18 protein-coding genes are annotated in these 23,175 nt (G+C 71.3%); 10 read left to right on the top strand and 8 right to left on the bottom strand.

Annotated features, from left to right (window positions below; translation table 11 throughout):
• Positions 1–63 precede the first annotated feature (63 nt).
• Positions 64–966, top strand: a complete 903-nt coding sequence (locus HQQ85_RS05940) for a LysR family transcriptional regulator ArgP (RefSeq protein WP_173181518.1) — start codon at positions 64–66, stop codon at positions 964–966.
• A 33-nt stretch (positions 967–999) separates the two neighbouring features.
• Here the strand turns inward: HQQ85_RS05940 and HQQ85_RS05935 are convergent, their stop codons facing one another.
• From HQQ85_RS05935 to glp, 6 genes are all read right to left on the bottom strand, one after another.
• On the bottom strand, positions 1,000–3,909 hold the full coding sequence (locus tag HQQ85_RS05935; RefSeq protein WP_173181517.1) for a molybdopterin cofactor-binding domain-containing protein: 2,910 nt from the start codon (positions 3,907–3,909) through the stop codon (positions 1,000–1,002).
• A complete protein-coding gene (locus tag HQQ85_RS05930) occupies positions 3,906–4,862 on the bottom strand; it encodes an FAD binding domain-containing protein (RefSeq protein ID WP_173181516.1) in 957 nt (318 codons plus the stop codon). Before HQQ85_RS05930 ends, HQQ85_RS05935 begins: the two co-directional genes overlap by 4 nt.
• Positions 4,863–4,986: 124 nt before the next feature.
• Positions 4,987–5,457: a molybdenum cofactor biosynthesis protein MoaE gene (locus HQQ85_RS05925; RefSeq protein ID WP_173181515.1), complete on the bottom strand. Its 471-nt coding sequence runs from the start codon at positions 5,455–5,457 to the stop codon at positions 4,987–4,989.
• Positions 5,441–6,082, bottom strand: coding sequence for a molybdenum cofactor biosynthesis protein B (locus HQQ85_RS05920; protein WP_173181514.1), 642 nt, complete (start codon positions 6,080–6,082; stop codon positions 5,441–5,443). Before HQQ85_RS05920 ends, HQQ85_RS05925 begins: the two co-directional genes overlap by 17 nt.
• On the bottom strand, positions 6,079–6,558 hold the full coding sequence (moaC, locus tag HQQ85_RS05915; protein ID WP_173181513.1) for a cyclic pyranopterin monophosphate synthase MoaC: 480 nt from the start codon (positions 6,556–6,558) through the stop codon (positions 6,079–6,081). The genes HQQ85_RS05920 and moaC overlap by 4 nt, the downstream gene beginning before the upstream one ends.
• Positions 6,551–7,837 carry a gephyrin-like molybdotransferase Glp gene (gene glp / locus HQQ85_RS05910; protein ID WP_254069124.1) on the bottom strand — a complete coding sequence of 429 codons (1,287 nt, stop codon included), beginning with the start codon at positions 7,835–7,837 and terminating at the stop codon, positions 6,551–6,553. Before glp ends, moaC begins: the two co-directional genes overlap by 8 nt.
• A gap of 544 nt (positions 7,838–8,381) precedes the next feature.
• Between glp and moaA the strand changes: the two genes are divergently transcribed.
• Both moaA and HQQ85_RS05900 read left to right on the top strand, forming a co-directional pair.
• The gene (moaA, locus tag HQQ85_RS05905) at positions 8,382–9,464 is read left to right on the top strand and encodes a GTP 3',8-cyclase MoaA (RefSeq protein ID WP_371741801.1); all 1,083 of its coding nucleotides are present in this window, start codon (positions 8,382–8,384) and stop codon (positions 9,462–9,464) included.
• A 1-nt stretch (position 9,465) separates the two neighbouring features.
• Positions 9,466–9,720: a MoaD/ThiS family protein gene (locus HQQ85_RS05900; protein WP_371741779.1), complete on the top strand. Its 255-nt coding sequence runs from the start codon at positions 9,466–9,468 to the stop codon at positions 9,718–9,720.
• A gap of 93 nt (positions 9,721–9,813) precedes the next feature.
• On the opposite strand, the gene moeB is transcribed toward HQQ85_RS05900, so the two are convergent.
• On the bottom strand, positions 9,814–11,064 hold the full coding sequence (moeB, locus tag HQQ85_RS05895) for a molybdopterin-synthase adenylyltransferase MoeB (protein ID WP_173181510.1): 1,251 nt from the start codon (positions 11,062–11,064) through the stop codon (positions 9,814–9,816).
• A 100-nt stretch (positions 11,065–11,164) separates the two neighbouring features.
• Between moeB and HQQ85_RS05890 the strand changes: the two genes are divergently transcribed.
• Genes HQQ85_RS05890 through HQQ85_RS05880 form a run of 3 tightly spaced genes read left to right on the top strand, consistent with a single transcriptional unit; the run spans position 11,165 to position 15,856 of the window.
• Positions 11,165–11,659: a GNAT family N-acetyltransferase gene (locus HQQ85_RS05890; RefSeq protein WP_173181509.1), complete on the top strand. Its 495-nt coding sequence runs from the start codon at positions 11,165–11,167 to the stop codon at positions 11,657–11,659.
• A 10-nt stretch (positions 11,660–11,669) separates the two neighbouring features.
• Entirely contained in the window at positions 11,670–12,059 is a 390-nt protein-coding gene (locus HQQ85_RS05885; protein WP_173181508.1) for a VOC family protein, read from the top strand.
• 59 nt (positions 12,060–12,118) lie between these two features.
• A complete protein-coding gene (locus HQQ85_RS05880; protein WP_173181507.1) occupies positions 12,119–15,856 on the top strand; it encodes an AAA family ATPase in 3,738 nt (1,245 codons plus the stop codon).
• Positions 15,857–15,862: 6 nt separating this feature from the next.
• Here the strand turns inward: HQQ85_RS05880 and gndA are convergent, their stop codons facing one another.
• Positions 15,863–17,317: an NADP-dependent phosphogluconate dehydrogenase gene (gene gndA, locus HQQ85_RS05875; protein ID WP_173181506.1), complete on the bottom strand. Its 1,455-nt coding sequence runs from the start codon at positions 17,315–17,317 to the stop codon at positions 15,863–15,865.
• A 217-nt stretch (positions 17,318–17,534) separates the two neighbouring features.
• On the opposite strand from gndA, the gene HQQ85_RS05870 reads away from it, so the two are divergent.
• Genes HQQ85_RS05870 through HQQ85_RS05855 form a run of 4 tightly spaced genes read left to right on the top strand, consistent with a single transcriptional unit; the run spans position 17,535 to position 23,167 of the window.
• Complete coding sequence (locus tag HQQ85_RS05870) at positions 17,535–18,146, top strand: 50S ribosomal protein L25/general stress protein Ctc (protein WP_173181505.1); 612 nt, start codon at positions 17,535–17,537, stop codon at positions 18,144–18,146.
• 33 nt (positions 18,147–18,179) lie between these two features.
• A complete protein-coding gene (pth, locus tag HQQ85_RS05865) occupies positions 18,180–18,764 on the top strand; it encodes an aminoacyl-tRNA hydrolase (RefSeq protein ID WP_173181504.1) in 585 nt (194 codons plus the stop codon).
• Positions 18,765–18,821: 57 nt separating this feature from the next.
• The gene (gene mfd / locus HQQ85_RS05860) at positions 18,822–22,421 is read left to right on the top strand and encodes a transcription-repair coupling factor (RefSeq protein ID WP_173181503.1); all 3,600 of its coding nucleotides are present in this window, start codon (positions 18,822–18,824) and stop codon (positions 22,419–22,421) included.
• Positions 22,422–22,444: 23 nt separating this feature from the next.
• Positions 22,445–23,167, top strand: coding sequence for a MazG family protein (locus HQQ85_RS05855; protein ID WP_173181502.1), 723 nt, complete (start codon positions 22,445–22,447; stop codon positions 23,165–23,167).
• The last annotated feature ends 8 nt before the right edge of the window (positions 23,168–23,175 follow it).

The following is a 23,175-nucleotide window of genomic DNA, read 5'->3' as shown; positions in this document are numbered from 1 at the left end:
CGTAGGCGGCGCTGCTCGCACTGGTCCAGCTAATGTTCCTGGGGCTGCATTAGCATTGCTTATGTGAATTTCGATTCCGCTCACCTGCGGGCTCTCCGGGCTGCCGTCGACGAAGGGTCGTTCGACGCGGCGGCTCGCGTGCTCTCGGTCACGCCGTCGGCCGTGTCTCAGCGGATCAAAGCTCTCGAGAGCGAGACCGGACGGGTGCTGCTGCGCCGCAGTCGACCGGTCGCTCCCACCGAGTCCGGTCGGGCGGTGCTCCGGCTGGCCCGCCAGCTCGAGGCGCTCACGGCGGATGTCTCGGACGAGCTGGGCGGGGACGACACCTCCGGCTCCCAGTCGCCGGCGCGCCTTCCGCTGGCCGTGAACGCCGACTCGCTCTCCACCTGGCTGCTGCCCGCGCTCGCCCCGCTGGCCGACTCGATCGTCTTCGAGCTGGTGCGGGAGGATGAGTCGCACACGGCCGAACTGCTGCGGGACGGGGCCGTGATGGCCGCGGTCAGCGCGACGGCGACCCCGGTGCAGGGATGCTCGTCCGAGCTCCTCGGCGCCATGCGCTACCAACCGCTCGCGACGCCCGCCTTCGTGTCGCGCTGGCTCGCCGACTCGCCGCGTGACTTCTCCCGGGCGCCGATTGTCGTCTTCGACCGCCGGGACGAGCTGCAGCACCGCTTCCTCCGCACCCTGCCCGGTGGGGCCTCGCTCGATCCGCCGCGGCACTACGTGCCCGGTTCGACGGACTTCGTGGAGGCGGTGCGGCTGGGGCTCGGCTGGGGGATGATCCCCGACCTGCAGCGGCCGCCGGAGGGACTGGTCGAGCTCTCGCCCGGGGCGTACATCGACGTGCCGCTGTACTGGCAGCAGTGGCAGCTGCGCACGCGGGCGCTCGACCAGGCTGCCGCCGCCGTGCGCGCCGCAGCCGCCCGCGCGCTCCGCCCGCCCGTCCCACTCCCCGCGCGCCCCTAGGTCGTTCTTTCAGGCGGGACCAGGAGAGGGCGGCTACCCGACGAGCTCGCGGGCTGCGGCGGCCAGGCGCCAGACGCGGTCACGGGAGAGCGGCAGCTCGTGGGGACGCACACCCAGCGCATCGCGCACGGCGTTCGCCAGCGCCGGCGCGACCGGGTTGTAGGGCGCCTCGCTCATCGACTTGGCGCCGAACGGCCCCACGCTGTCGTCGGTCTCGGCGAAGTAGACCTCGCTCACCGGCACGTCGGCCAGCTGCGGCAGGTGGTACGCCCGGAAGACCTGCGTGGTGACGAAGCCCTTCTTCATGATCATCTCCTCGTACAGCGCCGAGCCGATCGCCTGAGCCACGCCACCCTCGATCTGCCCCCGCAGCTGCGCCGGGTTCAGCACGAAGCCGGCGTCAGCGGCATGCACCGACTGCAGGATGCGCACCTCGCCGGTCAGCTCGTTCACCGCCACCCGGAACCCGTGGACGTTGAACGCGATCGACCGCTTCGCTCCGTCCTCCTGCCCGGTGGCCGTGAGGCTGCCCCCGGCCCGCGCGGCGATGTCGGTCAGCGGCACGAACGTCTCGCCGATCCGCACTCCGTCGGCCTCCAGGTGGCCCTCGCTCCACGCGCCGGCGATCTCGGAGGCGGTGCGCAGCACGGCCGCCTTCAGCGAGGTGGCCGCCGAGTGCAGGGCCTTGCCTGCCACCACGGTACCGGCCGAACCGAACGCGCCGGTGTCGAAGCCGACGCCGTCGGTGTCGGACTGGCGGATGCGGATCCGGTCGACCGTCGTCCCGAGCACGCTCGACGCGATCTGCGTGTGGACGGTCGTGGTGCCGTTCCCGAACTCCGCCGTGCCGACCGCGGCGAGATAGCCCCCGTCGGCCTCCAGCGTCATCGTCACGGTCGAGAAGTGCCCGCGAGGCGGCATGGTCGCGATCATCGCCGCAGCGACACCGGTGCCGAGGCGCCAGCCCGAGCTCGTCGGAAATTCGGCCTCGTTGCCGCGCCGCAGCGCCTGCTCGGTCAGGTCGAGGCACTGATCGAGGCCGTAGCTTCCGAAGACGAGGTCGTCGCCTTCGACGTGCGAGGCCACCAGCTGCTGCCCGGGCCGCACGACGTTGCGTCGGCGCAGCTCGAACGGATCCATGCCCAGCTCGTGCGCGAGCTCATCCATCGCCGACTCGATCGCGAAGGACACCTGCCCGAGCCCGTAGCCGCGGAACGCGCCGGAGGGGATGTTGTTCGTGTAGACGACCTCCGCATCCACCTTCTTGTTCGGGGCGTTGTAGAGGCTGACCGTCTCGCCGACGCTGTGGAACATCACGCCCGGGCCGTGGTTGCCGTAGGCGCCGGTGTCGCTCAGCACGTCGACCGCGATGGCGGTGAGTGTGCCGTCGGCCTCGGCCGCGAGCTCGACCGAGACGCGCATCGGATGCCGGCACGGCGCGATCGTGAACTCGTCGTTGCGGGTGAACTCGAACTGCACAGGGAGCCCTGTCTTCAGCACGGCGGCCGACACGACGTCCTCGGTCAGGATCTCCTGCTTGCCCCCGAAGCCGCCGCCGACCCGGGCGGTGAAGACGCGCACCCGGTCCTGCTCGAGGCCGAAGATGTAGGCGAGTTCGTCCCGCACGAGGAACGGGACCTGCGAACTCGTCCGCACGACGAGCCGGCCGTCCTCGTCGAGCCAGCCGACGGAGCCGTGGGTCTCCAGCGCCGCGTGCGAGACGCGATGAGTCTGCCAGGTGCCGGTGACATGGGCGGATGCTCCGGCCGCCGCCTCGGCGACCGAGCCGATCTCGGTGTGCACCGAGGCGATCACGTTGCGCTCGGGCTCGGCCACGCGGGAGACGACCGGATCGAGGTCGCCATGCACCAGGGGAGCCCCGGGCTGCCGAGCCTCCTCGGGATCGAACACGGCCGGGAGCACCTCGTACTCGACCTCGATCAGCCGGCAGGCGGCCTCGGCGATCGCGATGCTGTCGGCCACGACCGCGGCGATGCGCTGCCCTCGATAGCGGACGACGGTGTCGAAGAGGGTGGTGTCGTCGGGGTCGTCGGTGCGGAACTGGTGCCGGGCGGTCGAGTAGAGCCGTTCGGGGGAGTCGGCGGCGGTCAGAACCGCGTGCACACCGGGAAGCGCCTCGGCGGCGCTGGTGTCCATCGACAGGATGCGCGCGTGGGCGTGCGGCGACTGCAGCAGCTTGAGGTGGGTGACACCGGGCACGGCGACGTCGAGCGTGTACGGCTCCAGCCCCGTCACGATCCGCCGCCCGGCGGGCGCGCCCACCGAGGTGCCGACCGTGCGGGGCGTGGCGATGCTCGCCGGCGGCTCGACCGCCTCCGACACGGTGGCAGCAGGCAACGTCCCCGTGGGCAGCGTCGAACCCGGCCCCGACGTCAACATCTCCGGCTCCACGTCGGTGGCGCCGGCCGCGCGGGCGTGACGGCCGGACTTGGTCGTGATGAGCCGCCCCTCGACCGGCGCGGGCGTGGCCCCATCGGCGAGACCAGCGCCGGCGCAGACACCTGCACGGATCGACTCCTCAACCGCCCGGTACCCGGTGCAGCGGCAGAGGTTGCCCTTCATCAGTCGCGGAAGGTCGTCGAGCTGCTCGGGCTTCAGCGTCGACGCGGTGACGACCATGCCCGCCGTGCAGTAGCCGCACTGGAATCCGGCGTGGTCGACGAAGCTCTGCTGCATCGCGCTCAGGTCATCGGGGTCGCCGAGGCCGGCCACCGTCGTCACCACTCGGTCCTCGACGCGATACGCGGGGTACACGCACGAGTGCACGGGGGTGCCGTCGACGATCACCGAGCAGGCACCGCAGTCGCCCGAGTCGCAGCCCTTCTTCACCTCGAAGTGCCCCTGGTCACGGATGAAGGTGCGCAGGCACTGCCCGGCGACCGGCTCGGCCTCGTGCTGCTCGCCGTTCATGATGAATCTCATCGCGCGTCCCCGCTCGTCGTCTCGTCGCTCGTGCTCGTCTTTCCGTCAGCCGTCGCAGCGCCGCCGACCGCTTCAGCGGGCGCCTCCGCCATCGTCGCGCTCGCCGGCCGCACCGTCGTGTAGTCGCTCAGCGGGGCCTCGCCCGGCGGCAGACCCAGCTCCACCCGGATCTCCTCGGCCAACAGCAGCGACACGCCCCGCCGCCAGTCCGCCGGGCCGTGCGGGTCGGTGAACCACGAATCGATCGCCCCGACGGCCTCGGCCAGCTCCGAGCGCCCGGGAATCGACGCGAATCGCACCTGCTCCGGATGAACCGTCGCCCCCGACACCGTCAGCACGAACGAGCCGTCGCGATCGAGCCGCCCCACGATGACGGCCCCCGATCGTCCGATCGGTGACAGTGCGATCTTGCGGTAGGCGGTTCGCCCCTCGAGAGCGTGCCGCGGCACGTGCAGAGAACGGAGTACATCGCCCGCACGGAGGGCGTTCCGCCCGTTGCCCGTGACGAAGTCGGCCACGGGCATCCGCTCGTCTGTGCCGTCAGCCCGCCAGATTAGGGCTTCGGCGTCGAGCGAGGAGAACAGGGAGGTCATGGGCCCGGCCGGCAGGGAGGCGCAGATGTTGCCGCCCACGGTCGCGACGTTCCACACCTTGAAGGAGCCGAGGAGCGCTGTGCAGCACTGGAAGAACAGCGGATGCACGCCCCACCCCCACGCGTCGGGCAGCTCGGCGAGCTCCGCCAGCCGGCAGGTCGCGGCGATCTCCAGCCCGTCGTCGGTCACCGTGAGCGACGGCCACTCCAGAGTCATCAGGTCGACGAGGGCCGTCAACTCGTCCTGCCGCTCGGAGAAGAGCCACGAGCCACCCGCGAGCGGCGCGACGTCGCTGCTGAGAAGCGAGAGATCGTCGCGCGAGCGTGCCGGGGTGATGGTGGCGACGGTGTTGAGGTCCACGTGGTGCTCCGTTCGAAGTTGCTGCAGGACCCAGTGAACCTCAGCAATGTGTCTGAGATGTAAAACGGCCCGTTTTGGGGGTAACTCGAACGGATGCCCTGCCTGTGGAGGAGTGGAGCGGCGGTCAGCCGAGCGAGGCCACCCACTCGGTCGTGCCGTCGTCGAAGGCCTGTTCCTTCCAGATGGGAACGGTCTTCTTCACGTCGTCCACGAGCTCGGCGCAGGCGGCGAAGGCGTCACCCCGGTGCGCCGACGCGACCGCGCAGGCGAGCGCGAGGTCGCCCACGACGAGATCGCCCGTGCGGTGCACGATTGCGACGCGGGTCTCCGGATGCGCGGCGGCGATGCGCAGCGCCGACGCGCGGATCGCGTCGGCGGCCGTCGGATGAGCGGTGTAGCTCAGCGCCGTGACGCCCCGGCCCTCGTCGTGGTCTCGGACCACCCCGGCGAAGGTCACGACCGCTCCCGAGGTCGCGTCCTCGACGGCGTCGGAGCACTCGTCGATCGTGATCGTCTTCTCCGCGATCCTCGCGACGACGACGCGGTTCTCCACAGATCGGCCCGAAGATGAAGGAATGTCAGTCGGTGCGGGCATGATCGCCTCCATGGATCTGATCGACGAGATGAACGAGCACCCCGTCCAGCACCCCGAGGCCGTCGCGCACACCGCCGCTCGACCCGGGCAGGTTGACGATCACGGTGCGGCCGGCCACGCCTGCGATGCCCCGCGAGAGAACGGCTTTCGGGGTGTGAGGGGCGCCGACCCGCCTGATCTCCTCGGCGATGCCCGGCACCTCGAAGTCGATCACGGCGCGGGTCTGCTCGGGCGTGCGGTCGGTGGGCGAGGCACCGGTGCCGCCCGTCGTGACGACGAGGTCGACGCCGGCGCCGACGGCATCGCGGAGCGCCGCGCCCACGGGTTCGCCGTCGGGCACGACATCGACGGAGGCGGCCCATCCGCGCTCCTGCAGCCAGCGCTCGATCACGGGTCCGGTGGTGTCGTCGTAGACGCCGGCGGCCGCTCGGTTCGAGGCGACGACGACGCGGGCGGTGCGGTGCGCGCCGGCCCCGTCGCCGTCGGTGGATTCCGAACCGGGCGCGGTGGGGGTCAGTCCGGCGGTACCGTTCCCGTCTGCGTGGCCGGGCCCATGGTCGCCGGTGTGGTCGTGCCCGTCGTCCTCAGTGTGGTCGTGGTCGTGCGGATGCTCGTGGTGCGTCATTGCCGGCTCCAATCGCCGCTCGCGCCGCCGGATTTCGACAGCACCTCGGTGTCCGTCACCCGCGCGGCGCGGTCGACGGCCTTGATCATGTCGTACACGGTCAGCGCCGCGACCGAGGCGGCGGTGAGCGCCTCCATCTCCACGCCGGTGACCCCGGTGGTCTTCACCGAGGTGATGATCCGCACGGTGGATTCGGCGATCTCGAAGTCGACCGTCACCCCCGAGATCGGCAGCGGATGGCACAGCGGGATGAGTGCGGAGGTCTGCTTCGCGGCCATGATCCCGGCGACCCGGGCGACCGCCAGCGGCTCACCCTTGGGGAGGGAGCCGTCCGCGAGCATCTTGATCACGTCCGGTCGCGTGTGCAGCACGGCCTGCGCGCTGGCGATGCGCTTCGTGACCGCCTTGTCCGACACGTCGACCATGTGGGCCGAACCGTCGGCGGTGACGTGGGTGAGCTCTGAACCGTCAGCCATCGATCCTCCAGTAGTCGAGTTCGTCGCCGGCGGAGACCGACGAGACGCCGATGGGAACGTGCACGAGCACGGTCGAGCCCGCGTACGAGTGCAGCAGATGACTGGACGGCCCGCCGACGAGCTCCAGCGTGCCATCCTCGCGCACGAGGCCGCGTCGCAGCTGATGATGGTTCGGTGGCGAGTCGAACGCCTCGGTCACCACACCACGCCGCAGCTCGCGCGACGTCGCCCTCGCGCCGACGGCCGCCAGCAGGGCGGGACGCACGATCGCCTCGAACGACACCAACGCGCTCACCGGGTTGCCCGGCAGGCTGATCACGGGGCGGTCGACGGATGCTCGTCCCTCCGCTCCCGGGATGGACGCGACCCCGAACCCCTGCGGCCCACCCGGCTGCATCGCCACCTTCATGAACTCCACCCCGAGGGGGCCCAGGGCGTCCCGCACGACCTCGCGGGCACCGGCGCTCACCCCGCCGACCGTCAGGATCACATCGACGGCGGTCGACTCGCGCTGCAGCAGAGCCAGAAGGTCGTCCGCGTCGTCGGAACGGCAGGGCAGGGGCGTCACCGTGCAGCCGGTGGCGAGGAGCGCCGCGGTGAGTGCGGAGGAGTTGGCGTCGAAGATCTGTCCCGGCTGAAGCGCCGAGCCGGGTTCGCGGATCTCGTGACCCGTCGACACGAGCAGCACCCGCAGTCGTCGCCGCACCGAGACCGCGGTGGCGCCGGTTCCCGAGATCACGCCGTAGTGGGCCGGGCCGAGCAGGGTTCCGGCGGTGAGCAGCACATCGCCGCGGGCCACGTCGCTGCCGGCTGCGCGCACGAACAGGCCCTCGGGCACCGTGGCCGTGAAGGAGACCGTGCGATCGATGTCGTCGTCGTCGAAGAACGCCGGCGGGTCGGCCTTCTCGATCTGCACCACCGCGTCGGCGCCCTCGGGCACAGGGGCACCGGTCATGATCGGGGTGGCCGTGCCCGGAGCATGCGTGCCGAAGGCGTCGCCCGCCGCGATCCGGGGTGCGACGGCCAAAGCGGCGGGGGCATCGGCGCGAGCCGAGGCGAGGTCGCCCGACAGCACGGCGTACCCGTCCATCTGCGAGTTGTCGAAGGCGGGAAGGCTCGACGGGGCGATCAGATCGGCTGCGAGGACCCGGTGCGCGTAGCGCTCCGGATGGGCGGCCATCTCGGTGGCGGAGACGCTCAGCTCCTCCGCTTCGGCGGTGGGGGCGACGCCGCCCAGCAGCGCGATGATCTCGCGGCGATGCTCCTCGATGGTTCGCATACGCCCAGTGTGCCCCATGCCCGCCGCCGCATCGTCGCGACCCGACCGCCGGTGTCCCCATGTCCGCGTCAGCTCTTCGCTACTAGGCCGCCAGTGGCCCCCATGCCCGCGTCAGCTCGCCGCGACTGGACCGCCAGTGGGCCCGATGCCCGCCGCCATCCCGCTCCTATCCGACCGCGCGGGTGGAAGCACCTGGTGATGCTCCGACGATCGGTGTTGCCGCCCTCACCCACCGCTGCGGGCGTTCGTGCCGAATACCGGGCATGTTCCGTCCGCCCCATCAGCCCGCGCTCTCGAGCTCATCCCCTGTCGCCGCACCCAAGGCACCACCTCTGCACTCGATCCGGGCGCGATCGCGCGCAGGAGGTGAGGGTCGGGTGGTACCGGGAGGGACGGCCGGGCGGGCATCCGGAGCGCTTAGGGTGGAGGCATGAGCGTCGGTCTGGGCATCCCGGTGGTGAAGCGGGCGCCGAGTGCGGGTTCCGCGGCCGCGGGGTCGCCGACGGTCGGCAGCGCCGAATCGTCCGTGATCGGCATCGCCGGCATGAGGACGGACGGCTCAACAGCAAAGCCGCGCGGCGCTGTCATGCTGCCGAGCGACCGGCCCGACGAGGCCGGGCTGATCGACCGCTTCGGCCGCAGCAGCACCGACCTGCGGATCTCGCTCACCGACCGCTGCAACCTCCGCTGCACGTACTGCATGCCCGCGGAGGGCCTGCCGTTCCTGGCGCCGCCGTCGCTGATGTCGATCGACGAGATCACCCGCTTCGCGCGAATCGCCGTGACCGAGTTCGGGGTGCGCCAGGTGCGCTTCACCGGGGGAGAGCCGCTGCTGCGGAAGGACCTGGTCGAGATCATCCGCGCCGTGGCCGCACTCGAGCCGCGCCCCGAGATCTCCATGACGACCAACGCCATCGGCCTCTCGAGCCGGGCGGAGGCGCTCGCCGAAGCCGGCCTCGACCGCATCAACGTGTCGCTGGACTCGATCGAGCCCGAGACGTTCGCGAAGATCACGCGGCGGCCCTTCCTCAGCCGGGTGCTCGCGGGTATCGACGCCGTGGGCGCTGCCGGGCTTGTCTCCACCAAGATCAACGCCGTGCTGATGCCCGGCATCAACGACGACCAGGCCGTCGAGCTGCTCGAGTGGGCGCTCGCCGGAGGCCACCAGCTCCGCTTCATCGAGCAGATGCCGCTCGACGCCGACCACGTCTGGAACCGCGATTCGATGATCACGGCCGACGGCATCCGCGAACGGTTGAGCGTGCGCTACCTGCTGAGCCCCGACGAGGCGCCGCGCGACGGCGCCCCGGCCGAGCTGTTCCAGGTGCGGGAGCGCACCGCCGGCCCGGACGGGCCGATGCTCGGCCTCGTCGGGATCATCGCCTCGGTGAGCGAGCCGTTCTGCTCCGACTGCCGGCGCACGCGGCTCACCGCCGAGGGCGCCGTGCGCAGCTGCCTGTTCTCGCACACCGAGACCGACCTGCTCGGGCCCCTCCGCGACGGAGCCGACGACCGCGAGCTGGCCGACCTGTGGCGCGGCGCGATGTGGGCGAAGCCGTCGGGGCACAACATGAACTCGGCCGGGTTCGAGCAGCCCGACCGCCCGATGAGCGCGATCGGAGGCTGACGTGAGCATCCAGGTGAGGTACTTCGCCGCGGCCAAGGCTGCGGTCGGCACGGCGGAGGAGCGCATCGATCCCGTACCCGCGACGATCGGCGAGCTCGTCGGTGCCCTCGCGTCGAGGGCTCAGGATGCGCGTGCCGCCGCCGCGGTCTTCGACCGCTGCTCCTACCTCCATAACGGGCGCGCCACGACCGACCCCCGCACCGCACTCGCGGACGGCGACACCCTCGACGTCCTCCCGCCCTTCGCCGGCGGCTGACCCCGCCGCGCCGCGCGGGCGCGCTCAGTCGCCGCGATGCGCGACGTTCTCAAGCGCGGCACCGCGTTCAGGCGCGGCGACGCGCCCCGGCGCTCAGTACCGCGGCGCCGACGGGTCGACCTCGCGCGACCACGCGTCGATGCCGCCCTGCACGAACGTGACGTCCTCCCACCCGTTCGCGCGCAGCAGAGCCGCGGCCTGCTGCGACCGGGCGTCGTGGTGGCAGTGCAGGATGACCTTCTCCTGCGGCGGCAGGATCTCGCGCGCCTGATCGCTCAGGATCTGCCCGAGCGGCACCAGCTCGGCGCCCTCGATGGCGACCAGTTGGTTCTCGTACATCTCGCGGACGTCCACGAGCACGAAGTCGGCCTCCCCGCGCGTGCGCGCCTCGAGCAGCGACTTCAGCTCGGGAGCGGTGATCGACGGGGTGGGGGCGGAGTCTGACGTCACGGTGGACTGCCTTTCGAAGAGGGCGGTGGCAGGCCCCGAGGATCCGGTGCCCTGCTTGGTGAAGCTGTACGGTTCGCCGATGTTGGCGGCACCACGGGTGCGCCGGGCGCCGGGGGTGTCGCGGTTGGCCGCCTTGCCGAACGGCACCTCGCGCCAGGATGCGTCGAGGGCGTCGTGCACGAGCAGTCGGCCGAGCAGGGGCTCGCCGTAGCCGCCGAGCAGCTTCAGCGTCTCGGTCGCCATCACGGCGCCGATCGCGGCGCACACCGGGCCGAGCACGCCGGCGACCGAGCAGGTCTCGCCGGCGTCGGCGTCGGGCTGCTCGGGGTAGAGGTCGTCCAGGGTACGGTCAAGGCCCTCGCCCGCGGTGGCCCAGAAGACGGTCACCTGCCCGTCGAAGCGCAGCACCGAACCCCAGACGAGCGGCTTTCCGACGAGAGCGCAGGCGGCGTCGACGACGTACTGCACCTCGAAGTTGTCGGTGCCGTCGACCACGATGTCGTACTCCGACACCAGCTCGAGCACGGTCGCCGGGGTGACCTCGGCGTCGTGCTCGATCACCTCGATGAGCGGGTTCTGAGCGCGCACCGCGGCGGCGGCGGAGGCGACCTTGCGTTCGCCGACCCGCGCATCCGGGTGGATCGTCTGCCGCTGCAGGTTCGACACCTCCACCGTGTCGTGGTCGGCGATGCCGATGGTGCCGACGCCCGCGGCGGCGAGGTACTGCAGCACGGGCGAGCCGAGGCCGCCGGCGCCGAGCACGAGCACCCGCGCATCCTTCAGCCGGCGCTGGCCGTCGACCCCGACGTGCGGCAGCGAGATCTGCCGCGAGTACCGCAGCAGCTCCGCGCGGGTGAGCTCGGGGCCGGGTGAGACGAGGGCGGGCAGCGGCATGCCCCCAGCCTACGGTCGATTCCGGATGCTCGGCCGGCGCCTGGCACAGCCGACCCGCCCCTGCTGGTCGTCGTCGGTGGCCCGTGTGAGAATCGGTGCCGTGATCACGCTGCGCACCACGACCACCGACGACCCGGCCTTCCGGGAGCTGGAAGCGGAGCAGGTTGCAGATGTCATGCGCCGGTACTCCAGCGACGACCCTGGCCCCTCGGTGCACGGGGGGCTGCCTGCGGTGGTGGCCGAGCAGTCGCAGGGCGACGCAGGCGTCCGCATCCCGGTCGGCTGCATCGCCTTGAGTCCGCTGGGTGAAGAGCACAGCACAGAGGCCGAGATCAAGCGGGTCTACGTGCGCGAGAGCGCCCGCGGCCAGAAGGTGGCGCGCCGGCTGCTGGCCGCGATGGAGGAGATCGCGCGGGCGGGCGGAACGCGCATCCTGAAGCTCGAGGTCGGCCGGATGCAGCCCGAGGCGGTGGCTCTCTACACGAGCGAAGGCTGGCAGCGCACCGACTGCTACGGCTACTGGAAGGACGAGCCTCTCGTGATCTGCATGACGAAGCGGCTCGACGCCTTCCCCGCCGCGCTCGCCGAGGCGTAATCTGACCGCCATGGCACTCCGCTTCGAACAGATCGTGGTCGACTCCGAGAACCCCAAGGCCCTCGCCGACTGGTGGCGCGAGGCGCTCGGCTGGCAGCTCACCTACCAGAGCGAGGAGGGCGAGGAGGCCGAGTACGAGATCGCGCCCGACGCTGACACGCACCCGAGCCTGCTGTTCCTCGCGGTGCCCGAGAAGAAGACGGTGAAGAACCGGCTGCACCTCGACTTCGTGCCCGAGGGCCCCGAGGGCCCCGAGGGTGCACCGGATGCCCAGGCGACCGAGGTCGCCCGCCTCGAGGCCCTTGGCGCCACCCGCGTCGACGTCGGTCAGCAGGAGGTCAGCTGGGTCGTCCTGGCCGACCCCGAGGGCAACGAGTTCTGCGTGCTCCGCGCGAGGTGAGGCCGACGGGCGCGCCCCAGCCGCTACCGTAGGGTGCACCGCAGAACGGAAGGCCGCCCGTGCACCTGAAGAGCTTGACCCTCAAGGGCTTCAAGAGCTTCGCCAACCCCACCACCTTCGCCTTCGAGACCGGTGTCACCGCGGTCGTCGGGCCGAACGGCTCCGGCAAGAGCAACGTGGTCGACGCCCTCGCCTGGGTGATGGGGGAGCAGGGCGCCAAGACCCTCCGCGGCGGCAAGATGGAGGACGTCATCTTCGCCGGCACGAGCACCAAGGGCCCGCTCGGCCGGGCCGAGGTCACGCTCACCATCGACAACGCCGACGGGGCGCTGCCGATCGACTACTCCGAGGTGACGATCCGGCGCACGCTGTTCCGCAACGGCGGCAGCGAGTACGCCATCAACGGCGAGAACTGCCGGCTGCTCGACGTGCAGGAGCTGCTCAGCGACTCCGGGCTCGGCCGCGAGATGCACGTCATCGTCGGGCAGGGCCAGCTCGACGCGGTGCTGCACGCCACCCCCGAGGGGCGTCGCGGGTTCATCGAGGAGGCGGCGGGCATCCTGAAGCATCGTCGCCGCAAGGAGAAGACGCAGCGCAAGCTCGAGGCGATGCAGGCGAACCTGACGCGGCTGTCCGACCTGGCGGGCGAGATCCGGCGGCAGCTGAAGCCGCTCGGGCGCCAGGCCGAGATCGCCAAGGAGGCGCAGTCGATCGCCGCCATCGTGCGCGACGCCAAGGCTCGGCTGCTCGCCGACGAGGTCGTCACCCTGCGCACCGCCCTCGACGCGGCGGCCCGCAGCGAGAGCGAGCGGCACACCGAGCGCATCGTGCTGCAGGAGCGTCTCGAGCAGAACCAGCTGCGGGTCGCCCGCATCGAGCAGGCGCAGGTCGGCGACGCCGTCGACCTCGCGCGCCACACCGCCTTCGGCCTCGAGTCGGTGCAGGAGCGGCTGCGCAACCTGCACAACCTCGCCAGCCAGCGACTCGCCCTGCTCGGCGGGGAGGACGCGGTTCCGGATGCGGGGCCGAGCGTCACCCCGTCGATGGTCGCCGACTCCCGCGACGAGGTGGTGCGCCTCGAGGCCCAGGTCGCCGGCGCGCAGGACGCGTGGGACGCCGCCAAGCGCGCCACCCTCGCCGCCCGTGGTTCGCTCGACGCCCTCGACGAGCAGATCGCCTACCAGAGCTCGCTGGTGTCCAAGCACGACCTCGAGCTGTCCAAGCTCACCGGACAGCTCGAGTCGGCCAACTCCCGGCTCGCCGCCGTGCGGGGCGAGGTGCTGCGCCAGCAGAACGCGCTCGACGCCGCCGTCGCCCGTCGCGACACCGCCCAGGCCGAGTTCGCCCGCGCCGAGGCCGAGGCCGCCGAGGTGCAGGTCGACGAGACCGACCTCGACGAGGGCTACGAGTTCGCCCAGTCGTCGGTGTTCGAGGCCGAGGCCGAGATCGAGCGCCTGCGCGACGAGCTGCACACCCACGAACGCGAGCGCGACGCCCTGGCCGCCCGCACCAGCGCCCTGACGATGGCGCTCGACCAGAAGGACGGCTCGGCCGAGCTCGTCGGCGCCCGCCTCGACGGCATCCGGGGGCTCGTCGCCGAGCACGTCAAGGTCACCCCGGGCTTCGAGGCCGCCGTCGCCGCGGCCCTCGGCACGCTCGCCGACGCGGTGCTGGCCGCCGACGTCGACTCCGCCGTGAACGCCGCCCAGGCCGCGGCCGCCGGTGACATGGGGCGCGTCGAACTGGTCATCGCCGATTCGCCGGGGGGTGCTCCGGATGCGCTTCCCGCCGCCCTGGCCGAGGCCGACGGCATCACCCCGGCCGCCCGCGTCGTGGCCGGCCCGGCCGGTGTGCTCGGCGTGCTCGCCTCGACCGTCATCGCCGACGACCTCGACGCGGCACGCCGGGCCTGGCAGCGGATGGAGACGGACGGCACCGCATCCGCGGGCCTCACTGTCGTGACGAAGCAGGGCGAGGTGCTCACCCGCTACGTGCTTCGCGGCGGCTCGGGCGCGACGCGGTCGCGCATCGAGCTGGTCGCCGAGCGCGACTCCGCCGCCGTGCTGCTGGAGGAGGAGGGCTCGGTGATCGAGCGGGCCCGCTTCGCCCTCGCGGAGCAGCGCGGCATCGTGCAGGTCGCCAAGGATCAGTCGCAGAAGGCGCTCGCGGCGCTCCGCGAGCACGACTCGAAGCTGGCGTCGCGCACCGAGCGGCTCGGCCGGCTGCGCGCGCAGCTCGAGGCGAGCGGTGCCGAGCTGGAGCGGCTGCAGAAGAGCCTCTCGATCGCCCAGGACTCCGTCGGGCAGGCCGAGCAGGGGGCCGAGCGCGCCCGGCGCGAGCTCGAGGTGGCGCGGGAGCGACCGCGTCCCGTGCTCGACGTGAGCTCGCGCGACGGGCTGCTCGCCGAGCTCGAGGCCGCGCGCGACCGCGAGGTCGAGACGCGGCTCGGGGTCGAGACGGCACGGGAACGGGTGCGGGCCGAGCAGGCGCGCACGGCGGCGCTCGAGCGCCAGCTCGAGGCCGATCGCGCGGCGGCGGAGGCGGCGGCGCGGCGGGCGGTGATCCGGCGGAGGCAGATCGCCTCGGCCACCGCGGTCGCCGAGGCGCTGCCCGCGGTGCTCGCGTCGGTCGACCGCTCGGTCGCCGAGGCCGCCGTGCTGCTGGCCCGCCGCGAGGCCGAGCGAGCCGAGCAGAACGAGGAGTTGACCGCGCTGCGGCGCGACGAGGCGGCGCTCCGTGAACGGCTGCAGTCGATCACCGAGAACATGCACGGCCTCGAGCTGCAGATCTACGAGAAGAAGCTGCACCTGTCGAGCCTGCTCGAGCGGGCGGGCTCGGAGCTCGGACTCGTCGAGGACGTGCTGGTGGCCGAGTACGGGCCGTCGCAGCTCGTGCCCGACGACGACGCCGTGCGGCTGATCGACACCAGCGCGCGGGCGGTGGCCGAGGCGTCGGCCGCGGCGTCCGACGATGGTGACCACGACGAGACCGGTTCCGACACCTCGGCGACGGATGCCCGTACCGGCCGGCCGGGCGACGACGGCGATGCCCTGACGGCGCAGCGCGCATCCGCTGCTCTCACCGACGATCAGTCGTACGAGTCGCACGAGTCGCACGAGCCGCAGGGCCGCCCCTTCGTGCGCTCCGAGCAGCAGCAGCGCCTCGCGAAGGCGGAGCGGAAGCTCGCCGAGCTCGGCCGCGTGAACCCGCTCGCGCTCGAGGAGTTCGCGGCGCTGGAGCAGCGCCACAAGTTCTTGAGCGACCAGCTGACCGACCTGACGAACACGCGGAAGGACCTGCTGACGATCATCGACGAGATCGACGATCGCATGCAGATCATCTTCGAGAGCGCCTTCGAGGACACCCGGGAGGCGTTCACGAAGGTCTTCCCCGTGCTGTTCCCGGGCGGCACCGGGTCGATCTCGCTGACCGACCCCGAGAACCTGCTGACGACCGGCATCGAGGTGAGCGTGAAGCCGGCGGGCAAGAAGATCGAGCGGCTGTCGCTGCTCTCGGGCGGGGAGCGGTCGCTCGCGGCCGTGGCGCTGCTGATCGCGATCTTCAAGGCCCGGCCGAGCCCGTTCTACATCATGGACGAGGTGGAGGCGGCGCTCGACGACGCCAACCTCGGGCGCCTGCTGACGATCTTCGAGGACCTGCGCCAGACGAGCCAGCTCATCGTCATCACGCACCAGAAGCGCACGATGGAGATCGCCGACGCCCTCTACGGCGTCTCGATGCGCCAGGACGGCGTCTCGGCGGTGGTGGGCCAGCGCGTCGGCCAGCCCACCACCTGACCGGGACTAGTGGGTCGAGGGCTCGGTCTCGATCTCGGTACGGTCGCCCGACCAGAGGGTGTGGAACACGCCCTCCTTGTCGACGCGCTTGTAGGTGTGCGCTCCGAAGAAGTCGCGCTGACCCTGCACGAGGGCGGCCGGAAGGCGCTTCACCGCGAGCGAGTCGAAGTACGACAGCGCTGCACCGAAGCCGGGCACGGGCACGCCCGAGAGCGCAGCCGTCGACACCACGCGGCGCCAGGCGGCCTCGCCGTCGGCGACGGCCTTGGCGAAGTACGGGTCCTCCAGCAGCGACGCGATGTCGGGGTTGTTCTCGTAGGCCTCGACGATGCGGTTGAGGAACTGGGCGCGGATGATGCAGCCCGCGCGCCAGATCTTCGCGACCGCGCCCTTGTCGATGTCCCAGCCGTACTGCTTCGCGCCGGCGATGATCTCGTCGAAGCCCTGCGCGTACGCGACGACCTTCGAGGCGTAGAGGGCGGCACGGATGTCGTCGGCGAACGAGTCGACGTCCACGTCGACGACCGAGGGTCGCGAGGTGATCGTCGCCTGCACCGCGGCACGCTGCGCGGGCTTCGACGACACCGAGCGGGCGAACACGGCCTCGGCGATGCCGCCGACGGGCACGCCCAGGTCGAGGGCGTTCTGCACGGTCCACGAGCCGGTGCCCTTGGCGCCGGCCTGGTCGAGCACGACGTCGACGAACGGCTTGCCGGTGTCGGCGTCGACCTGGCGCAGCACCTCGGCGGTGATCTCGATCAGGTACGACTCGAGGTCGCCCGAGTTCCAGGTCTCGAAGACCTCGGCGATCTCGGCGGGCTCGCGGCCGGTGACGGTGCGGAGCAGGTCGTAGGCCTCCGCGATCAGCTGCATGTCGGCGTACTCGATGCCGTTGTGCACCATCTTCACGAAGTGGCCCGCGCCGTCGGTGCCGATGTGGGTGACGCAGGGCTCGCCCTCGGCGACCGCGGCGATCGACGCGAGGATCGGGCCGAGCGTCTCGTAGGCCTCGGCGGTGCCGCCGGGCATGATCGAGGGGCCGTTCAGGGCGCCCTCCTCGCCGCCCGAGATACCGGCGCCGACGAAGTGCACGCCGGTGGAGGAGATGTCCTTCTCCCGGCGGATCGTGTCGTGGAAGTTCGCGTTGCCGCCGTCGACGATGATGTCGCCCGGCTCGAAGCGCTGGGCCAGCTCGGAGATGACGGCGTCGGTGCCGGCTCCGGCCTGCACCATGATGATCGCTGTGCGCGGCTTCTGCAGGCTCGCGACGAAGTCGTCGATCGACTCCGACGCGACGAAGCCGGCTTCAGGATGCTCGGACACGAGCTTGCGGGTGCGCTCGGGGGAGCGGTTGAAGACGGCCACCGTGTTGCCCTCGCGGCTGGCGAGGTTGCGGGCCAGGTTCGAGCCCATCACCGCCATCCCGACGACTCCGATGTTGGCGGTTGCAGCTGATGACATGCCGGTTACTCCTCGTAGAAAGCGAACGTCTCCAGAGTAGTGGAGGCGATGCGCTAGACTCGGGCACTGAACTTCGGCGAGGGATGCGGGCGAATGCCGTGCATCCGTTATCGACGCGGTGGATCAGGCCTCAGCAGTCTTTCCTCTCGCTTCATGCGGTCGAGTTGAAACCCCTCACACAACTGCGAGCCCGATCGGGCCGCGAAGGAGCAGAACAATGTCAGAAGACACTCGCGTCACCGCGGAGACCCGCACCGAGTTCGGCAAGGGCTTCGCCCGCCGCACCCGCGCCGCCGGCAAGATCCCCGCCGTCATCTACGGCCACGGCACCGAGCCGCAGCACATCTCGCTGCCCGGCCACCAGACCGCCCTCATCCTGCGCAAGTCGAACCAGGTGCTCGAGCTGACCATCGACGGCGTCGAGTCGCTCGCGCTGGTCAAGGACGTGCAGAAGGACCCGGTGACCCAGATCATCGAGCACATCGACCTCATCGTCATCCGCAAGGGTGAGAAGGTCCAGGTCGAGGTCAACGTGCACCTCGAGGGCGAGTCGGCCCCCGGCACCATGGCCACGCAGGACTCGCAGACCGTGCTGCTCGAGGTGCTCGCCACGAGCATCCCCGAGAGCGTCACCGTCTCGATCGAGGGCCTCGAGGACGGCGCGGTCGTGCGTGCCGCCGACATCGAGCTGCCCGCCGGCTCCACCCTCATCACCGACGAGGAGACGGTCATCGTCGGCGTCACCATCCCGACCGAGGAGCCCGATGACGAGCCCGCCGAGGGTGAGGGTGCCGCCGAGTCGACCACCCCGGCCCCGGCCTCCGAGTAGCACTCCCGTCCTGCGGATACGACGGCCGATCGAGTGAGCGACGATCTGCACCTCGTGGTCGGGCTCGGCAACCCCGGGCCCGGCTACGCGGGGAACCGTCACAACGTGGGTCAGATGGTCACCGCCGAACTGGCGACCCGTCTGCGCGCGACGTTCAAGAGCCACAAGGCGAACGCACGGGTGGCCGAGGGACGGATCGTCCCCGGCGGCCCGCGCTTCGTCGTGGCGAACCCGAACACCTATATGAACGTGTCGGGCGGGCCGGTGAACGGCCTGCTGAAGTTCTACGGGCTGACGCCCCAGCAGCTCATCGTCGTGCACGACGAGCTCGACATCCCGTTCGACACCCTGAAGCTCAAGCAGGGCGGCGGCCACGGTGGTCACAACGGGCTGCGCGACATCATCGCGGCCACCGGCAGCAACGACTTCATCCGCGTGCGGGTCGGCATCGGCCGCCCGCCGGGCCGCATGGACGCGGCCGACTTCGTGCTGAAGGACTTCACCTCCACCGAGAAGCAGACGCTCCCGAACCTCATCGACGAGGCAGCGGATGCGGTCGAGCTGATCGCCGGCTCGGGCCTCACCGCCGCCCAGCTCCGTTTCCATACGGCTTCCTAGCCGCGGGGTGACCTCGCGCCGGGCCGAGTGTCGGTGGGCGCGGGTAGAATCGTCCGAGTGATACTTCAGGGTCTTGTGCAAGCGCTGTCGCGCGCCTCCACTGTTGAAAAGGCCCTCGTGAACGCGGGCCGCGACAGCGACTTCTCGCTGACCGAGGGCCTTCGGGCGCCGTTCCTCGCCGCCATGATGGGGCGCCGCATCGAGCGCGGGCTGCCCGCCGCGATGCTCGTCGTCACCGCCACCGGCCGCGAGTCCGAGAAGCTGCGCGAGAGCCTCGCGAGCTTCATGCCCGAGGCCGACATCATCGAGTTCCCGGCCTGGGAGACCCTGCCGCACGAGCGCCTCAGCCCGAGCGCCGAGATCGTCGGCAAGCGCATCGACGCGCTGCGCCGGCTGAGCACGTGGCACCAGGGCGACCCGGCCAGCCGGCGCCCCATCGTCGCCGTCGCCTCCGTCCGCGCCGCCCTGCAGCCCATCGCCTCGAACCTCGCCGACCTCGAGCCCGTGCACCTGGAGAAGGGCGCCCGCGGCTTCGACCTCTCGGCGCTCTCCCTTCAACTCGTGGAGCTCGCCTACTCGCGGGTCGACATGGTCACGCGCCGCGGCGAGTACGCGGTGCGCGGCGGCATCCTCGACGTCTTCCCGCCGATCGCCGAGCACCCCTACCGGGTCGACTTCTTCGGCGACGAGGTCGACGAGATCCGCGCCTTCTCGGTCGCCGACCAGCGCTCGCTGCCCGACGCCGTGGGTGCCGTCGACCTGCCGCCGAGCCGGGAGCTGCTGCTCAGCGACGGTGTTCGGCAGCGTGCCCGCGAGATGCAGCACGAGTTCCCGAGCCTCGCCGGCATGCTCGAGAAGATCGGCGCGGGCATCCCGGTCGAGGGCATGGAGTCGCTCGCCCCCGCACTGCTCGACGAGCTCGTGACGGTCGCCCACTACCTGCCCGACGGCGCCGCGATCGCCGTGCTCTCGCCCGAGCGCGTCGCCACCCGGGCCGTGAACCTCAGCGAGACGAACCGCGAGTTCCTCGCCGCCGCCTGGACCGCGGCGACCGCCGGCGCCGAGGCCCCGATCGACCTCGCCTCGGGCGAGTTCATCACTCTGACCGACTTGCGGCACGCGGCCGGGACGAACCGGCCGTGGTGGACGCTGAGCGAGTTCCAGCAGGGCCCCGCCGACGACGAGGTGCTGCCCGAGCACCGGGAGATCGAGGAGCACCTGACCCTGCGGCTCAAGGCCGACGGCGTGCCGAGCTTCCAGGGCAACGCCGACGGCGCCATCGCCCACGTCGCCTCCCGCCTCGCCGACGGCTGGACCGTCGCGGTCGCGGCCAAGGGCCAGGGCCTCGTCGAGCGCGCCGCCGACGTGCTGGCCGAGCGCGAGGTGCCGGCCCGGCTCGTCGAGGAGTTCCCGGCCGACGCCGAGCCCGGCGTCGCCTACCTCGTGCGCGCCGCCGTCGAGCACGGTTTCGAGCTGCCCGAGCTGAAGCTCAGCCTGATCGGCGAGACCGAGTTCTACGGCCGCACCGCCGGCTACGAGACCCGCCAGGTGAAGAAGCTCGCGAGCCGCCGCAAGAACGTGGTCGACCCGCTGCAGCTGAAGACCGGCGACTTCGTCGTGCACCAGACGCACGGCATCGGCAAGTTCCTCGAGCTCACCCAGCGCGAGGTCTCGAGCGGCGGCCGCAACGCGGTGAAGACCACCCGCGAGTACCTCGTCATCGAGTACGCGCCCTCCAAGCGCGGCTACCCGGGCGACAAGCTCTACGTGCCCACCGACCAGCTCGACCTGCTCAGCCGCTACGTCGGCGGCGAGGCGCCGAACCTGAGCAAGATGGGCGGCTCCGACTGGGCCGCGGCGAAGGGCAAGGCCCGCAAGGCCGTTCGCGACATCGCCGTCGAGCTCGTCAAGCTCTACTCGGCGCGCATGGCGTCGAAGGGCCACGCGTTCGGCCCCGACACCCCCTGGCAGCACGAGCTCGAGGAGGCGTTCCCGTTCCAGGAGACGCCCGACCAGCTGACGGTGATCGACGAGGTGAAGGCCGACATGGAGCGGCCCATCCCGATGGACCGGCTGCTGAGCGGCGACGTCGGCTTCGGCAAGACCGAGATCGCCATCCGCGCCGCCTTCAAGGCGGTGCAGGACGGCAAGCAGGTCGCGATGCTCGTGCCCACCACCCTGCTCGTGCGGCAGCACATGGAGACGTTCCAGGAGCGCTTCGCCGGCTTCCCGGTGCACCTGAAGGCGCTCAGCCGCTTCCAGACCGAGAAGGAGATGAAGGAGACCATCGCGGGGCTGGCCGACGGCACCGTCGACGTCGTGATCGCGACCCACCGCATCCTGAGCGACAACATCGCCTTCAAAGACCTCGGCCTCCTCATCATCGACGAGGAGCAGCGCTTCGGCGTCGAGCACAAGGACCAGCTGAAGAAGCTGAAGACCAACGTCGACATCCTCGCGATGAGCGCCACGCCCATCCCGCGCACGCTCGAGATGGCGGTCACGGGTATCCGCGAGATGTCGACGCTCGCCACCCCGCCCGAAGACCGGCACCCCATCCTCACCTTCGTCGGGCCCTACTCCGAGAAGCAGATCGCGGCCGCCATCCGCCGCGAGCTGCTGCGCGAGGGCCAGGTGTTCTTCGTGCACAACCGCGTCTCGTCGATCAACAGGGTCGCCGCGCAGCTCGCCGAGCTGGTGCCCGAGGCCCGGGTCGCCGTGGCGCACGGGCAGATGAACGAGAACGTGCTCGAGCAGGTCATCGTCGACTTCTGGGAGCGCAAGTTCGACGTGCTGGTCTCGACGACCATCATCGAGACCGGCATCGACATCGCCAATGCGAACACGCTGATCGTCGACCGGGCCGACAAGTACGGTCTCTCCCAGCTGCATCAGCTGCGCGGCCGGGTCGGCCGTGGTCGCGAGCGCGCCTACGCCTACCTGCTCTTCGACGAGAACAAGCCGCTCTCCGAGACCGCGAACGACCGCCTCAGCACCCTCGCCGCGAACAACGAGCTCGGCTCGGGCATCCAGGTCGCCCTGAAAGACCTCGAGATCCGAGGCGCCGGCAACCTGCTCGGCGGGGAGCAGGCCGGCCACATCGCGGGCGTCGGCTTCGACCTCTACCTGCGCATGATCGGCGAGGCCGTGTCGACCTTCCGCGGCGACGTCGCCGAGGGCCAGACCGAGCTGCGCCTCGAGCTCCCGGTCGACGCGCACATCCCCGAGGAGTACGTCGACAGCGAGCGACTGCGCCTCGAGGCCTACCAGAAGCTCTCCACCGCCTCCTCGCCCACGGCCTCCGACGACGCCATCGACCGCGTCATCGAGGAGCTCACCGACCGCTACGGCGAGCCGCCCACCGAGCTGCAGAACCTCATCGCGGTCTCGCGTCTGCGCCGTCTGGCCCAGAAGTCGAACCTCGGCGAGGTCGTCACCATGGGCTCGAACCTCCGCGTCGCTCCCGCCGACCTGGCCGACAGCATCCAGGTGCGACTGCAGCGCATGTACCCGGGGTCGAAGTACTTCGCGCAGACCAACGCGGTCTCCGTGCCGATGCCGGTCGTCGACGGGCATCCGCTCGCCGACGCCGAGCTCATCGCCTGGGTGGCCCAGCTGCTCGAGGCCATCTTCGCGCCGGCCAAGGCGGCGGTCTGACCCCGGCGACCTAGGCTTGCACCATGCCTGAGATCCCGGATGCCCGAACCGAGCTCGACCGCCTGGTGGCGGTGACGGCGCTGCTGAGGGCTCCCGGCGGCTGCCCGTGGGACGCGGAGCAGACCCACGCCTCCCTCGTGCAGTACCTCACGGAGGAGACCCACGAGCTGATCGACGCCATCGAGGCCGGATCGCGCGAGGAACTGATCGAGGAGCTCGGCGACGTGCTCTACCAGGTCGTCTTCCACGCCGACATCGCCGCCCACACGCCGGGGGAGTCGTTCACGATCCAGGATGTCGCCGCCCACATGACCGCGAAGATGGTCGGCCGGCACCCGCACGTCTTCGGCGACCTCGACCTCTCGACGGCGGGTGACGTCGAGAACGCCTGGGACTCCTTCAAGGCCGTCGAGAAGCCCGAGCGCACCAGCGTGCTCGACGGGGTGCCGCTCGGCATGCCGGCCCTCGCCCTGGCCGACAAGCTGCTCGGCAAGGCGGCCAAGCTCGGGGTCGCGCCCGCCGCGGCCCCCGTCGTCGCCCCCGTGCCCGCCACCGAGGACGAGCTCGGCGCCGAGCTCCTCGCCCTCGTCGCCGGCGCCCGCGCCCGCGGCCTCGACGCCGAGCGCGCCCTCCGCACGGCACTCCGCACCCTCCGCGCCGACATCACCGCCGCCGAGGCCCCGGCCGCGGACACCGCCGAGGCCGCCGCCCGAGACGACGCCGAGGCTCCCGCCCGCGCGGAGTGACCGCCGCC

Source organism: Herbiconiux sp. VKM Ac-2851 (assembly GCF_013205105.1).
GTDB classification, from domain to species: domain Bacteria; phylum Actinomycetota; class Actinomycetes; order Actinomycetales; family Microbacteriaceae; genus Herbiconiux; species Herbiconiux flava.
This window is presented reverse-complemented; position numbering and strand designations above follow the sequence as displayed.